The organism is Streptomyces sp. 7R007 (assembly GCF_054850255.1).
Map to the genome: position 1 here is coordinate 33,978 of NZ_JBTWMV010000035.1, position 14,166 is coordinate 48,143.

Annotated in this window: 12 protein-coding genes; 7 read left to right on the forward strand and 5 right to left on the reverse strand. The window is 72.7% G+C overall.

The annotated features are described in order from the left end of the window. The first annotated feature begins 54 nt into the window (after positions 1-54). The gene (locus tag ACYF6T_RS32800; RefSeq protein WP_461701053.1) at positions 55-1,065 is read left to right on the forward strand and encodes a 4-hydroxy-3-methylbut-2-enyl diphosphate reductase; all 1,011 of its coding nucleotides are present in this window, start codon (positions 55-57) and stop codon (positions 1,063-1,065) included. Between the two features lie 29 nt (positions 1,066-1,094). Beyond that, a complete protein-coding gene (gene ppgK / locus ACYF6T_RS32805; RefSeq protein WP_461701054.1) occupies positions 1,095-1,859 on the forward strand; it encodes a polyphosphate--glucose phosphotransferase in 765 nt (254 codons plus the stop codon). Here ppgK and ACYF6T_RS32810 read toward each other — a convergent pair. Next, positions 1,856-2,425 (reverse strand): DUF6542 domain-containing protein, encoded by a 570-nt coding sequence (locus ACYF6T_RS32810; protein WP_461701055.1) that lies wholly within the window; start codon positions 2,423-2,425, stop codon positions 1,856-1,858. The genes ppgK and ACYF6T_RS32810 overlap by 4 nt on opposite strands. A gap of 212 nt (positions 2,426-2,637) precedes the next feature. On the opposite strand from ACYF6T_RS32810, the gene ychF reads away from it, so the two are divergent. Next, positions 2,638-3,726 carry a redox-regulated ATPase YchF gene (ychF, locus tag ACYF6T_RS32815; protein ID WP_461701056.1) on the forward strand — a complete coding sequence of 363 codons (1,089 nt, stop codon included), beginning with the start codon at positions 2,638-2,640 and terminating at the stop codon, positions 3,724-3,726. Positions 3,727-4,078: 352 nt separating this feature from the next. On the opposite strand, the gene ACYF6T_RS32820 is transcribed toward ychF, so the two are convergent. The 3 genes from ACYF6T_RS32820 to ACYF6T_RS32830 form a co-directional block, all read right to left on the reverse strand. Continuing rightward, complete coding sequence (locus tag ACYF6T_RS32820) at positions 4,079-4,471, reverse strand: PIN domain-containing protein (RefSeq protein WP_461701058.1); 393 nt, start codon at positions 4,469-4,471, stop codon at positions 4,079-4,081. Then, positions 4,468-4,734 (reverse strand): hypothetical protein, encoded by a 267-nt coding sequence (locus ACYF6T_RS32825; protein ID WP_461701060.1) that lies wholly within the window; start codon positions 4,732-4,734, stop codon positions 4,468-4,470. The genes ACYF6T_RS32820 and ACYF6T_RS32825 overlap by 4 nt, the downstream gene beginning before the upstream one ends. 600 nt (positions 4,735-5,334) lie before the next feature. Beyond that, on the reverse strand, positions 5,335-6,642 hold the full coding sequence (locus tag ACYF6T_RS32830; protein ID WP_461701061.1) for a M14 family zinc carboxypeptidase: 1,308 nt from the start codon (positions 6,640-6,642) through the stop codon (positions 5,335-5,337). A gap of 214 nt (positions 6,643-6,856) precedes the next feature. On the opposite strand from ACYF6T_RS32830, the gene ACYF6T_RS32835 reads away from it, so the two are divergent. Together ACYF6T_RS32835 and ACYF6T_RS32840 are read left to right on the forward strand one after the other, a co-directional pair. Then, complete coding sequence (locus ACYF6T_RS32835; RefSeq protein WP_461701063.1) at positions 6,857-8,035, forward strand: HesA/MoeB/ThiF family protein; 1,179 nt, start codon at positions 6,857-6,859, stop codon at positions 8,033-8,035. Beyond that, a complete protein-coding gene (locus tag ACYF6T_RS32840; protein WP_461701065.1) occupies positions 8,032-9,282 on the forward strand; it encodes a hypothetical protein in 1,251 nt (416 codons plus the stop codon). Before ACYF6T_RS32835 ends, ACYF6T_RS32840 begins: the two co-directional genes overlap by 4 nt. A gap of 18 nt (positions 9,283-9,300) precedes the next feature. Here ACYF6T_RS32840 and ACYF6T_RS32845 read toward each other — a convergent pair whose 3' ends face one another. Further along, the gene (locus ACYF6T_RS32845; RefSeq protein ID WP_461701066.1) at positions 9,301-10,209 is read right to left on the reverse strand and encodes a LysR family transcriptional regulator; all 909 of its coding nucleotides are present in this window, start codon (positions 10,207-10,209) and stop codon (positions 9,301-9,303) included. An 80-nt stretch (positions 10,210-10,289) separates the two neighbouring features. Between ACYF6T_RS32845 and ACYF6T_RS32850 the strand changes: the two genes are divergently transcribed. Further along, positions 10,290-11,114, forward strand: a complete 825-nt coding sequence (locus tag ACYF6T_RS32850) for an oxidoreductase (protein WP_461701068.1) — start codon at positions 10,290-10,292, stop codon at positions 11,112-11,114. Between the two features lie 540 nt (positions 11,115-11,654). Then, positions 11,655-13,838, forward strand: a complete 2,184-nt coding sequence (locus ACYF6T_RS32855; protein WP_461701070.1) for a DEAD/DEAH box helicase — start codon at positions 11,655-11,657, stop codon at positions 13,836-13,838. Positions 13,839-14,166 lie beyond the last annotated feature (328 nt).

Below are 14,166 nucleotides of genomic sequence, written 5' to 3' on the forward strand. Positions count from 1 at the left end.
CTGCGCCAGTCTGCCCAAAACCGTGATCTTCGGCCCGCCGGACGCGGCCTTACGATGGTTCGCATGACCGCTTCGCCTGGCCGCCGTGTCCTGCTCGCCGCCCCCCGGGGCTACTGCGCGGGTGTGGACCGCGCCGTGATCGCCGTCGAGAAAGCCCTGGAGCAGTACGGGGCTCCGATCTATGTCCGGCACGAGATCGTGCACAACAAGTACGTCGTGCAGACCCTGGAGAAGAAGGGCGCCGTCTTCGTCGAACGGACAGAGGAGGTCCCCGAGGGCAACATCGTGATGTTCTCCGCGCACGGCGTCGCCCCCGTCGTGCACGAGGAGGCCGAGCGCGGCAGGCTCGCCACCATCGACGCGACCTGTCCGCTGGTCACCAAGGTCCACAAGGAAGCCGTCCGCTTCGCCAAGGAGGACTACGACATCCTCCTGATCGGGCACGAGGGCCACGAGGAGGTCATCGGCACCTCCGGCGAGGCCCCCGAGCACATCCAGCTCGTCGACGGCCCCGGTGACGTCGCCAAGGTCGAGGTCCGCGACCCGTCCAAGGTCGTCTGGCTGTCCCAGACCACGCTCTCCGTCGACGAGACCATGGAGACCGTCGACGCGCTGAAGGAGAAGTTCCCGCAGCTCGTCTCCCCGCCCAGCGACGACATCTGCTACGCCACGCAGAACCGGCAGCTCGCCGTGAAGCAGATGGGCGCCGAGGCGGACCTGGTCATCGTGGTCGGCTCCCGCAACTCCTCCAACTCCAAGCGCCTGGTGGAGGTCGCCAAGCTCGCCGGCGCCCGCGATGCCTACCTCGTGGACTTCGCCGACGAGATCGACGAGGCCTGGCTGGAGGGCGTGAGCACGGTCGGCGTCACCTCCGGCGCGTCCGTTCCCGAGGTCCTGGTCGAGCAGGTCCTGGAGTGGCTCGCGCAGCGCGGCTTCGAGGACGTCGAGATCGTCAAGGCGGCCGAGGAGTCCATCACCTTCTCGCTGCCCAAGGAGCTGCGCCGCGACCTGCGCGAGGAGGCGGCGGCGCTGATCGCCGAGCGTACGGGCACCTCGCCGGCGTGACTGTCAGTCGTCCGTCGTAACGTAGAGCCATGCAGATCTTCGGTGTGGACATCGGTGGTTCCGGGATCAAGGGCGCCCCGGTGGACCTGGACAAGGGCGACCTGGCGGAGGAGCGCTTCAAGGTGCTCACTCCGCACCCGGCGACCCCGGACGGAGTGGCGGACGGCGTGCGCCAGGTCGTCGAGCACTTCGGCTGGACGGGCCCGGTCGGGCTGACGTTCCCGGGCGTGGTCACCGACGGCTCCACCATCCGCACGGCGGCGAACGTCGACAAGAGCTGGATCGACACGGACGCGCGCGCGTTGTTCACCGCCCGCCTGGGCGGCCTGCCGACGACCGTGGTCAACGACGCCGACGCGGCCGGCGTCGCCGAGATGAGCTTCGGCGCCGGCAGGGACCGCAGGGGCACGGTCATCCTGCTCACCTTCGGCACCGGCATCGGCAGCGCCGTCTTCGTCGACGGCGTCCTGGTGCCCAACACCGAGCTCGGTCACCTGGAGCTGCACGGCCACGACGCGGAGAAGCGCGCCTCCAGCAAGGCCAAGGACGACGAGGAGCTGACCTGGGAGCACTGGGCGCACCGGGTGCAGAAGTACCTCGCCCATGTGGAGATGCTGTTCTCCCCGGAGCTGTTCGTCATCGGCGGCGGTGTCAGCCGCAAGGCGCAGAAGTTCCTGCCCTTCATCGAGGGCATCAAGGCGGAGATCGTCCCGGCGCAGCTGCAGAACAACGCGGGCATCGTGGGCGCGGCGATGCGCGCGGCGACAGACGGCCGACCCGCCCCGCTCGGCTAGGCCGTCGGCCGGCGTCCGGCCCGGCGCCGCATGAGGCGCACCCGGCGCACGGTGACGATCACACCGGCGACGAGCGTGCCGCCGTAGAGCCACCCGGCCTGGGTGGCCAGGGCGGTCACCAGGCCCATCAGCCGGCCCAGCACACCCCCGCTGCCGTCGGCCACCGGCACCAGGCCCACCGTGAAGGCGATCGGCACGACGATCGGCGCGGTCGCCAGGTCACCGCGGCGCACCCAGGCCGCGGTCAGCACGCACACCGGCAGGAAGAGCACGCCGTACGCCGTCAGCGACGCGCCGAACAGCAGCCCGTCCAGGCAGCCCAGCAGGAACATCACCGCGCCGCTGAACAGACCCACGCCCAGCCCCGTCAGCCGCGGGTTGGGCAGCCGCCGTACCGCCTCCACCACCGGCGGACCGGGCTGCCGTACCGGCGGGCGGCCGGCGGGGCGTCTCTGCTGAGGCCGCGCAGCACCGCCCGCGCCGCCCCGGCGGGCCGCCTGCGGGGGCAGCGGCGGGGTGCCTCGTCGCGTTCCGTCGTGCGAGGGTCGCGTCCTGTGTTGCTCCACTGGACCAACTTAGGTCGGTTTATGTGCCGAATCGCTCCTCGGACACGCCGATGGGCAGAGCTTGGCCATGCGTTCGATCCGCAGCCGGGGCGGCGCCGTACACGCCGTAGACTGGTGGATCGGCCCGCCCGCGCATCGAAGCCCGCGCATCGAAGAAGGACCGGGCCCCCAGCCCAGCCACTGATGTCCTCTCACGTACGGGAAGTCGCAACGTGTCGCTCACGATCGGAATCGTCGGCCTGCCGAATGTCGGCAAGTCGACCCTGTTCAACGCCCTGACCAAGAACGACGTGCTCGCGGCCAACTACCCGTTCGCCACGATCGAGCCGAACGTGGGCGTCGTGGGCGTCCCCGACCCGCGCCTCGCCAAACTGGCCGAAATCTTCTCCTCGCAGCGCATCCTCCCGGCGACCGTCGACTTCGTCGACATCGCGGGCATCGTGCGCGGCGCCTCCGAGGGCGAGGGCCTGGGCAACAAGTTCCTGGCGAACATCCGCGAGTCCGACGCGATCTGCCAGGTCATCCGCGCCTTCAAGGACGAGAACGTCGTCCACGTCGACGGCAAGGTCTCGCCCAAGGATGACATCGAGACGATCAACACCGAGCTGATCCTCGCCGACCTCCAGACGATCGAGAAGGTCCTGCCGCGCCTCCAGAAGGAGTCGCGCATCAAGAAGGACGTGGCCCCGAAGGTCAAGGCCGTCGAGGAGGCCAAGGAGATCCTGGAGAAGGGCGACACGCTGTTCTCCCAGGGCATCGTCCAGGGCACCGAGCGCGCCGAGCTCCTGCACGACCTGCACCTGCTCACCACCAAGCCCTTCCTCTACGTCTTCAACGTCGACGAGGACGAACTGGTCGACGAGGACTTCAAGAACGAGCAGCGCGCCCTGGTCGCCCCCGCCGAGGCGATCTTCCTCAACGCCAAGCTGGAGGCGGACCTCGCCGAGCTGGACGAGGACGAGGCCCTGGAGCTCCTGCAGTCGGTGGGCCAGGACGAGCCGGGCCTCGCCACCCTCGCCCGCGTCGGCTTCAACACCCTCGGCCTGCAGACCTACCTCACGGCCGGCCCCAAGGAGTCCCGCGCCTGGACCATCAAGAAGGGCGCCACCGCCCCCGAGGCCGCCGGAGTCATCCACACCGACTTCCAGAAGGGCTTCATCAAGGCGGAGGTCATCTCCTTCGAGGACCTGGTCGAAACCGGCTCGGTCGCCGAGGCCCGCGCGAAGGGCAAGGCGCGGATGGAGGGCAAGGACTACGTCATGCAGGACGGGGACGTGGTGGAGTTCCGCTTCAATGTTTAATTGAAAGTCAAGCCACTTTTCTGAGGTTTTGGAAAGTGCAGGTCAGAAGGGGTTCGCCTTTAAGGCGGACCCCTTTTTTTGATGGTCCGAGGGTGCTTATGTGAGATGAATCGTCGAGCGCTGACTTTTCACCTACTTGCCTGGGCGAGGTCCGTGACAGCGGCGTTCCGCTTGCGGGGTCTCGCGCTGGCTGGGTCATCACTCCGTCAAGATGCTGCTGCCCAGCGCGTGAGCCCGCTGTCGGGAGGTCCTGACGCTGGCCGTCCACCCCTATGCGATCAGGTAGCCACACCTGTCTCCATCCCTGCGAAATCTGGGTACGCAGAGGCTGGTCGTCACAGATCATTGGTGGTCAGACGGTGCGGATGACGGGGGCGGGTTTGATGTCCTGGGCGTCGATGAGGCTGCGGATGTCGTCCGGGTCCGAGGTCCAGATGATCGCGCCCAGGCTGGCTGCCATGGTCACGACGGTGGCGTCGACGATGTCTGAGGTGCCGGCCTTGCCGCAGAGGATGCCTGCGGTTTTGGCGGTTTCGAGGCCGACGGGTACTACGTGGCAGCCGGCGAGGAACTTGCCGAGTCTGACCTGGCGGCGGGAGTCCCGCCATGCCTGGCTGACGACGACGGACGGGACGTGGATGTCCCGGCCATCTTCGAGGGCCAGGCTGTGGCGGGCCCACATGCGTCGGTCGTCGTTGTCGATGGCGATGAGTACCCCGGCGTCGTACAGGTAGGGGATGTTCACGCGGCCGGGGCTCCCGAGCGGCTGAGGTACTCGGCGTCTGCGGCGGCCAGGTCCGCGCGGGCGGCGGCGAGCTCTTCCGGGGAGAAGGCGCCGTGTTCGGCCTGCCACTCCTGGATGACGGCCCGGCCGGCCCGCAGGCGCAGCTCGCGTTCGGCTGCTCCGGCGACGAGCCGGGAGAGGGGGATGCCTTCTTCCTCGGCGGCTCTGGCCAGGGCTTCGACCAGGGATTCGTCGAGAGTGATAGTCACCTTCTTGGTAGCCATACATCAACCATAGCGCGGTATGGCCTTCGATGCTGATGCACGGATCACGTGGCGTGAGCGCGGAGGGCGTGAGCGCATCTAGCGAGGAGGTCTCGCCGACTCGATGGCCTGCGGGGCTACAGGTGGGGGCTGGGTCCACATTCGCCGGAAAGGGCGGATTGGTGATGGATGTCTTGCTCAGTCGTGAGGCGGCGGTGCACGGTTTCGAGCACGGGCCGGGCGAAGGATCGCGGGGGCTTGGGTGGCGAGCGTTTTTCAGAGGTGCAAGAGGGATGTCCGGGACCGGAACTTTCCCTGTGATCGTCCGCGGTGTCGGCATGGGTGGACGGTGAGCTACCGGGAACCGGGCGGTAGGCGCGGGCGGCAGCGGGAGAGGTCGTTTCCCCGACGGGTGGGCTCGGATGGTGCGGACGCTTTCGCCGACAAGGTCGAGAACGACAAGAAGGCCGGCATTCGCTTCGATCCTGCACGAGGGCTTGTGCCGTTGTGGGCCTGGGCTCAGGAGTGGCTGGAGCGACGGGTCATCGGTGCGTCGACGCGTCGCAACTCCGAGGGGTGGCTCGGCCGTAGCGATTCGACGAGGCGCGGGCCACGAGACCGTCACCGGGGGACTGCCCGTCCGACCAGCGCGCTCTCGGCCGCCGCGAGGACCGTGCGGGCCTGGAGTTCCGTCTGGCGGGGTACCGGGACCCAGCGCAGGCGCAGGGATCTTTCGAAGTCCGCGCACCACGCGGTGAAGAGGTCGTCCAGGTCGCGGTGGAGGCCGGGGGCGGCGGCGTCCTCCGCCGTCCGCAGCAGCCGTAGCAGCAGGCCCGCGGCGCGCAGGGGCTGGCGGCGGGCCACGATGTCCAGGGCGCAGACCTGGGCCCGGGTGAGCCGGCGCGGCTCCTCGGCGGCCTGCCGGGCGAGCGGCTCCCAGGACTCGGCGACCAGGTCGTAGAGGCCGTCGGCCATCCACTCCAGCACGCGCCGGCGCGGGTCGTCCTGCGGCGGCGGCAGGAAGGCGCGTGCCTTGTCGAGTACGGCGGTCACCTGCCGTCCGCCGTCCCGGACCAGCCCGGTCAGGTCCCGCAGCGCGCGCGAGGCGTCCGGATGCGGGGTCGGGTCGTCGGCCAGGTCGCTCGCCCACATGGGCACTTCGACGATCGCGGTGGCACCGCCGTAACGCTGGGGCGCGCACCAGGTGGACGACCCGATGTTCTCGGACCCGGCCGCCAGCCGTCCGGTGCCGTCCGGCGGCGGCAGGACGTAGACGCCGGGGGCGGGGTTGTCCCAGTACAGGGCGTCGAAGGTGCCGTGCTGGACGGGGACGCCGAGTGCGGCGGCGGAGGCCCGGAAGGGCTCGGCGAGCCCGGGGAGGTGGCGGGTCGACTGGACCCAGGTGCCGCCCGCCTCGACGCCGTGCAGCGAGCACTGGAGGAAGGGACGCAGTTCGTCGATCACCCCGAACAGCGCCTGGCTCTCGGGGAGTTGCCGGGAGACGATCGGTGCCCACTCCGGCTGTTCCGCCGCGGCCGGGCGGAAGGCGGCGCGGAAGTAGCGCTCCAGGGTGTGGCCGGGACCGGCCGTCGCGGCTTCGATGCCCTCGCTCAGGGCGGCGCCGTCCGGGTCCAGGCAGAGGACGAGGTCCCAGGTGACGAGGGCGGGGTCGGTCACCGTCAACGCCCCTTCGCCGGCGACCAGTTGCCGGGCGAGGGCGAGGGCGGTCGCCGCGCCGACCGGCTCGTCGGGATGCGGCCGGGCGACGACCAGGACGTGCCGTGGACCGTGTCCCACGGACAGCATCGGGATCGGGCGGCCCCCGCGGGAGGTGCCGATCCGGCGCAGGCGGCAGACCTCGGGGAACCCGGAGACCAACTCCCGCGCCGCGTCGGTGACTTCCGCGACCGTGGGATAACGGTCCGTCATCGGCGCGGTCAGGCGCCGCCGTTGCCACCGCTGTCGCTGGTGGTCTCCTTCTTGTCCAGCGGACGGATCTCGATCCTGTTCGGCATGCCTGTCCTCCGGTGGTGAGTGTGGCGTGCGGTGGTCGTCGTGCTCTTGCCAGGGTTCGTGCCGTGCGTGAGTCTTGTCAACGTCCGTTGTCATCCGGGTGGTTGGGGCTGACTAGATTGGCGCGAAGATGACGGTGCCGGCGATGCGACGGCCTCGGATCAAGCCGGAGCACCGGGCCTACCGCACCGTGGACGGCCACGTGCGCATCGGCAGCGTCGTACACGGCATCGGCGCCGAGGTCAGGGATCCCGACGGCTGGGTGTGGACGCTCGTCGAGGCCATGGACGGCACCCGCAGCGCCGCGGACGTCGTCGCCGAGGTGTCCCGCCGCCACCCCGGACTGCGGCTGCCGGAACCGGACATCGCCCGGGCGATGACCGACCTGACCGAGGCCGGGTACGTGGAGGACGCCGGCGCCCCACCGCCGGCGGAGCTGTCGGAGCGGGAACGCGAGCGGTACGGCAGGGGCATGACCCTGCTGCGCTGGATGGACCTCCGGCCGAGGCAGAGCCCCTGGGAGCCCCAACTTCGGCTGCGCCGGGCCCGCGTGCTGCTGATCGGCGTCGGCGGCACGGGCGGAGCCGCCGCACGGGACCTGGTGGCCTCCGGGGTGGGACGACTGCACTGCGTCGAACCCGACGTCGTCGAACTGTCCAACCTCAACCGGCAGACCCTCTTCAGCGAGCGCGACCTCGGCACACCCAAGATCGACGCGGCGCTCACCGCGCTGGGCGCCCTGAACTCGGACACGACGGTCACGGGCGAGCGCCGCGAGATACGCGGGCCGGAGGATCTCGTGGACCTGCTGACCGGCGGCCCCCCGGACGCCGCACCCTACGACGCCCTGCTCCTCGCCGCCGACCGCCCCGCCGTCATCCGCCGCTGGGCCAACCAGGTCTGCCTGGCCACCGGCACGCCCTGGGCGGAGGCCGGTTACCGCGGCCCCCTGGTGAGCGTCGGGGTCTTCACGCCGGGGCGGGGCGCGTGCTGGGAGTGCCTGCGCAGCACCGAGATCGAGCGCCGCGACCTGCGCCTCCCGCCCGGCCACGACGAGGACGTCGCCTCGCCCCGCATGCCGTGGAACCCCGTCAACGCCGTGACCGCCGGCCTGTCCGGCAGCCTGCTGGCCCATGCCGCGCTCATCCTGCTGTGCGGGATCCCGCCGATCGACCCGGGCTGCCGGTTCGGCCTCAACCTGATGCGGCCCGGCGACCCGGTCATGCAGCGCGCGCGGCGCCGCCCGGACTGCCCGGCCTGCGGCACGGACACGGCGACGGCGGCCCCGGGACCGGGGGAGACCTCGTGACGGACACCGCGGCCGACGACCGCCCCCGGATCGGCCCGTCGACCCGCGTACGGCTGCACGACCTCGGCATGCGCCGCGACCGCGACGAGTGGATCGTGGGCCGCATGGCCACCCGGACCTTCGTCGCCCTGCCCGCCGCCGGGGCCCGCGCGGTCGAACTCCTCGGCGCGGGGCTGACCGTGGCCGGCACGGCACAGGCCCTGCGCGCCGAGACGGGCGAGGAGTTCGAGATCACGGATTTCGTCCGGGACCTCACCGCCCTCGGCTTCGTCGCCCGGATCGGCGACCAGCCCGTCCCGGACCCCGAAGCGCCGCGCGCGTCCCTGCCGTGGCTGCGCCCGCGGCACGTGCGGTTCACCCTGCACCCGGCGCTTCCCGTGCTCGTCGCGGTGCTGCTGACGGCGGCCGTCGCCGTCCTGATCCGCCGCCCCGACCTGCTGCCCGGCTACCGGGACCTGCTGTGGAGCCCGCACGGCAGCCTGGTCCTGCTCACCGGCGCGGCGGCCGGGTGGCTGCTGGTGCTGGCCCACGAACTGGCCCACCTGGCCACCGCGCGCGCCGCGGGCGTGCCGGGCCGGATGCGGCTGGGCACCCGGCTGCAGTTCCTCGTCATGCAGACCGACATCAGCGGCATCGAACTCGCGCCCCGCCGCCACCGGTTGACGGCCTACCTGGCCGGTGTCGCCGTCAACCTGTCGGTGGCGTCGTCCCTCGTCCTGGTCCTCTCCGTCACGGACACCGCGACCCCCGCCCACCGCGTGCTCGCCGCGGCCTTCCTGCTGGCGCTGCTGCCGTTGCCGTTCCAGTGCATGGTGTTCACCCGCACCGACCTCTACTTCGTCCTCCAGGACCTCACCGGCTGCCGCGACCTCTACGGCGACGGCCTCGCCCACGCCCGCCACACCGCCCGGCGAGCGCTCGGACTCCTGCGCCCCGGCGGCCGGGCGACCCCAGCCGCCGATCCGAGCATCCGCCTGCCCCCGCACGAGCGCCGCGCCGTCCGCCTCTACAGCGTCGTCCTCGTGGTCGGCACGGCGCTCTGCCTGGCGTTCATGGCCGCCGTCACCCTCCCCGCCGACATCACCCTGCTCGCCCGCGCGGTCCGGGGCCTGGGGCCGGGCCACGGCCTCGCGGGCAACGCCGACTCGGCGGCCGTGCTGGTCACCCTCGGCGGCGTCAACGTCCTGTGGCTGGTCACCTGGTGGCGTGAACGACGACGCCGGCGGCGGTCGGCGCGAGTGGTCTGAGAGCGGTCCGAGAGCCGGTCACGCCCGCCCCGCCACCTGCCGGCACGCCTGCGCGTACGAGCGCACCAGCGGCCTGTCGTCGCCCTTCCGCCACGCCAGCACGTACCGGCTCGGCGCCACCCCGCGCACCGGCCGCGTCACCACCCCGCCCAGCGTGACCAGCGGCACGTTCCCCGCGGCCAGCAGGCACACCCCCAGTCCGCCGACCAGTGCCTCGTACGTCTCCTCCGTGCTCGCGATCTCCGCGCCGATCCGCGGAGGCCGCCCGTCCCGCTCCTCCAGCGCGAGCCAGTAGTCGCGCAGCGGTCCCGCGCTGGGCGGCAGGGCGAGGAAGGGCTCGTCGGCCAGGTCCGCGAAGTCGACCTCGGCGCGCGCGGCGAGGGGATGGCCGTCGGGGAGGGCGACCAGACGGGGTTCCTCGGCCACGACCGTCCACGCGTACCGGTCCCGGTCCGGCAGCGGCAGCCAGACGAAGGCCACGTCGGCCTCGCCGTCCGCGAGTCCCGCGGTCGGGTCCTCCCAGCTCACCTGGCGCAGGCGTACGACCGCCTGGGGGTGCGCGGCGGTGAAGCGGGAGCGGATCGCCGGGAGCAGGCCGCCGCGCCCGGGGCTGGTGCTCATGCCGACCACCAGCGTGCTGCGCTGTGCGGCCCGCGCCGCCTCCACCGCCGCCGCGCCCCGCGCCCACGCCTCCAACACCGCCCGTGCGTGCGGCAGCAGGGCGGCGCCCGCGTCGGTGAGCGCGACGCCGTGCCGGTCGCGGTCCAGCAACCGGACGCCCACCTGCCGCTCCAGCGCGCGGATCTGCTTGCTGAGCGCCGGCTGCGAGACGTACAGCCGCTCGGCCGCGCGCGTGAAGTGCAGTTCCTCGGCCACCGCCACGAAGTAGCGCAGGTCGCGTACGTGGACGTCCGTCGTCATAGCCATCGGTTGTCACCGTAGGTCTTGGACGGGCGGTGGTCCACGGCAGCAGCCTGGTAGCCGAAGGACGGACGACGGAGGGTGACATGAACAAGGTGTGGCTGGTGACCGGTGCGACGAGCGGGCTCGGCCGGGCCATCGCCGAGGCGGCCGTCGCCGCCGGTGACGTGGTGGTCGGCGCGGCCCGCCGACCCGAGGCGCTGGACGACCTCGTGGCCGCGCACCCCGACCAGGTGGAGGCGCTGCGGCTGGACGTCGCGGACGTGCGCGCCGCCGAGCCGGCCGTACGGGACGTGATCGCGCGGCACGGGCGGATCGACGTCCTGGTCAACAACGCGGGACGGGGACACGTCGGCGCCTTCGAGGAGACGACCGACGAGGAACTGCGCGACCTGTTCGACGTGCACGTCTTCGGGCCGGCGGCGCTGGTGCGCGCGGTGCTGCCGCACATGCGTCAGCGGCGCTCGGGCGCGATCGTGCAGATGAGCAGCATGGGCGGGCAGGTCTCGTACCCGGGGTTCTCGGCGTACAGCGGGTCGAAGTTCGCCCTGGAGGGCATGTCCGAGGCGCTCGTGGGCGAGGTCGCCGAGTACGGGATCAAGGTGCTGGTCGTCGAGCCGGGCGCGTTCCGCACGTCGCTCTACGACGGCACCCGTGCGAGCGCGGACACCGGCGCGTACGCCTCGGTGAGCGGTACGCGGGGCATGGTGGACGCCGGCTTCGACGACCAGGCCGGCGACCCGGCCAAGGCGGCGGCCCTCATCCGCGCCGCGCTGGAGGCGGAGCACACCCCGCTGCACCTGCCTCTCGGCGACGACGGGGTGACCGCGGTCCTCGACCATCTCGACCGGGTACGCGAGGACATCGCGGCCTGGGAGAAGCGCACCCGCGCAACGGGGTTCGACGACTGAGCCGACCCTGCGCACGCCGCCGGTCAGCACCGGGTCGGGAATAGGCGGGCGGAACGGGGGGTCGCGTGCGGCGGGGGTCGGCTACGGGGCGGTCGAGGTGTGGGGGCGCGCACCGCGCGGGTTGGGGGGGAGGCGGGCCGGGCTCGGGCTGTGTGCGGTGCGCGTCGCGCGGGGGGCCGGTTGGGGGGAGGGCTGGCGTGTTGTGGGGTGTGTGGAGGGCCGGTTGGGCGGGGGCTGCCGTGTTGTCGACCGCGTGTGCGCCGTCGGCCACGGGCCCGTCCCGCCTCTCGGCTGCGTACCTGCCTCTGCGCAATTGCCCCGGGCCCGCGGCCCACTTGCCCCGGGCCCGCGGCCCACTTGTCCCCGGGCCCACTTGCTCACGGTCCCACAGGCTCACGCACCCGCGGGCTGTCGGTCGCATGTCAGGTGGTTTCCACAGGGCCGTTCTGATGTCCTCCGGTTGTCCACAGGCCGCCCGCGCTGTCGGACCCCGGTGCAAGGATGTGCGGACCGGGAAGCGCGGCGCGGGGAGGAGGCGGCATGGCGGGGAGCGAGGAGGGGGTGGCGCGGCCGGCTGCCCGGGAGGTGTACGCGGAGGGGACGCGGCTCTACGACGCCGCCCGCACCGTCCTCGACGACCACGCCCGCACCCTCGACGCCGTGCGCTCCGCCCTCGTACCGCTCAGGGACGAACTGGTCGCCGAGGAGCTGGGGTCCATCCCGGTCGCCCGGCTCAAGGACGCCACCGAGGGCCGGCTCCGGCTCGCGGCGATCGAGGCGGCCGGCCTCTCCTCGGTGCGCGCGGTGTACGAGGCGAGCCGCTACGAGCTGCGGCAGATCCCCGGCGTCGGCGCCCAGACCGCGGACCAGGCCCTGGCCGCCGCACGCCAGATCGCCCGGGCGGTCGAGGAGAGCGTGACGGTGCGCATCGACGTCGACCGGCCCGAACCGCGCACCACCGCCCTGGTCGTGGCGCTGCACCGGCTCGTCGAGGCGGGCCCCGAGCTGCGCAAGGCCGTGGAGAGCGCCGAACGGCTGCGGCGCGACCTCGCCGAGCTGCTGCCCGCGGCCCGCCCGGCCACCGGCCGCCTCCGCCTCGCGCTGGCCGGCCGGCGCCGCCGGGAGGCCGCCCTCGCGGCGACGGACCGGCTGCGCGAGCTGACGGCCGAGGCGGCGGCGCGGGGCACCCGGCTCCACCTCGCCCAGGCCGCCGCCGACCTGCTGCGCGAACCGGCCTCCGAGATCGAGGCATGGGTCGACTTCGAACTGCGCTCGGCCGAGTACTACAGCCGCCTGGCCGACGTCTCCGAGCATCGTACGGACGTGGCCGCCGCCGAGGGGCACCTGCCCACCGAGGTGGCCGAGCGGGTGCACGCACAGCCGCTCGACGACACGCACAGCCGGGTCTCGCTGCGCGGCTACCAGTCCTTCGGCGCCCGGTTCGCCCTCGCCCAGCGCCGCGTCGTCCTCGGCGACGAGATGGGTCTGGGCAAGACGGTCCAGGCCATCGCCGCGCTCGCCCATCTCGCCGCGGAGGGGCACACGCACTTCCTGGTGGTGTGCCCGGCCAGCGTGCTCATCAACTGGACCCGTGAGATCCGCGCCCGCAGCACCCTCAGGGCGATCCCGGTGCACGGCCCGGACCGGCAGGACGCGCACGCCGAGTGGCGGGAGCGCGGCGGGGTCGCCCTCACCACCTTCGACCTGCTGCACACCCTGCCCGCACCGGACGGCACCGCGCCGGGGATGGTCGTCGTCGACGAGGCGCACTACGTGAAGAACCCCGACACCCGGCGCGCCCGCGCGATCGCGGTGTGGACCGGGCACTGCGAGCGCGTCCTGTTCCTCACCGGCACCCCGATGGAGAACCGCGTCGCCGAGTTCCGCACCCTCGTGCGCTACCTCCAGCCGGAGCTCCTCCCGCAGATACGCGACAGCGACGCGGTCGCCGGACCGCACGCCTTCCGCAGGGCCGTCGCGCCCGCCTATCTGCGGCGCAACCAGGAGGACGTGCTCACCGAGCTGCCCGCGCTGGTGCAGGTCGACGAGTGGGAGGAGTTCAGCGCCGCGGACGAGGACGCCTACCGGGCCGCCGTCGCCGAGGGCAACTTCATGGCCATGCGCAGGGCCGCGTACGCCGAGCCGGAGAAGTCGGCCAAGCTGCAGCGGCTGCGCGAGCTGGTCGAGGAGGCGGCGGGCAACGACCTGAAGGCGGTGGTGTTCTCGTACTTCCGGGACGTGCTCGGCGCGGTCCGCCAAGTGCTGGGCGACGATGCGGTGTTCGGCCCGATCTCGGGCTCCGTCCCGGCCGCCCGGCGCCAGCGGCTCGTCGACGACTTCACCGCGGCCGACGGCCACGCGGTGCTGCTCGCGCAGATCGAGGCCGGCGGTACGGGACTCAACCTCCAGGCCGCGTCCGTGGTCATCCTCTGCGAGCCGCAGGTCAAGCCGACCCTGGAACACCAGGCCGTGGCCCGCGCCCACCGGATGGGCCAGGTCCGCCCGGTCCAGGTGCACCGCCTGCTCGCCCCCGACAGCGTGGACGAACGCCTGCTGCGCATCCTCGCCGACAAGGACCGCCTCTTCGACGCCTACGCCCGCCGCAGCGACACCGCCGACGCCACCCCGGACGCGATAGACGTCTCGGACGCCGGGCTGGCCCGCCGCATCGTGGAGGAGGAACAGCGCCGACTGGCGGGCGAACAGGGGGACACCGCCGACTGAGACGGCAGCGGGAGGCAAGCACCGCGCGGGTACCACCGCGAGACAGCACCGCAAGGCCCCCGCCCGGCTTCCCGGCCTGCCGTCCGGCTTCCCGGCCTGCCGTCTGGCTTCCCGGCCTGCCCCCGGCTTCCCGGCCTTCCACCCTGCCCCCGGCTTCCCGGCCCTCCCGGCCTGCCTCCTGTACCCTCTCGGCCTGCCCCCAGCCTGCCTCCCGGCCGCCGGCCCGCCCGCCCCGCTTCTCGGCCCGCCCGGGCGCCGGGCCTCCCGCCCCCCGGGGCATCCGGATCGTCGCATTCGTCGCCCGCGTACCCTCCTCCCGCGCCCCGCG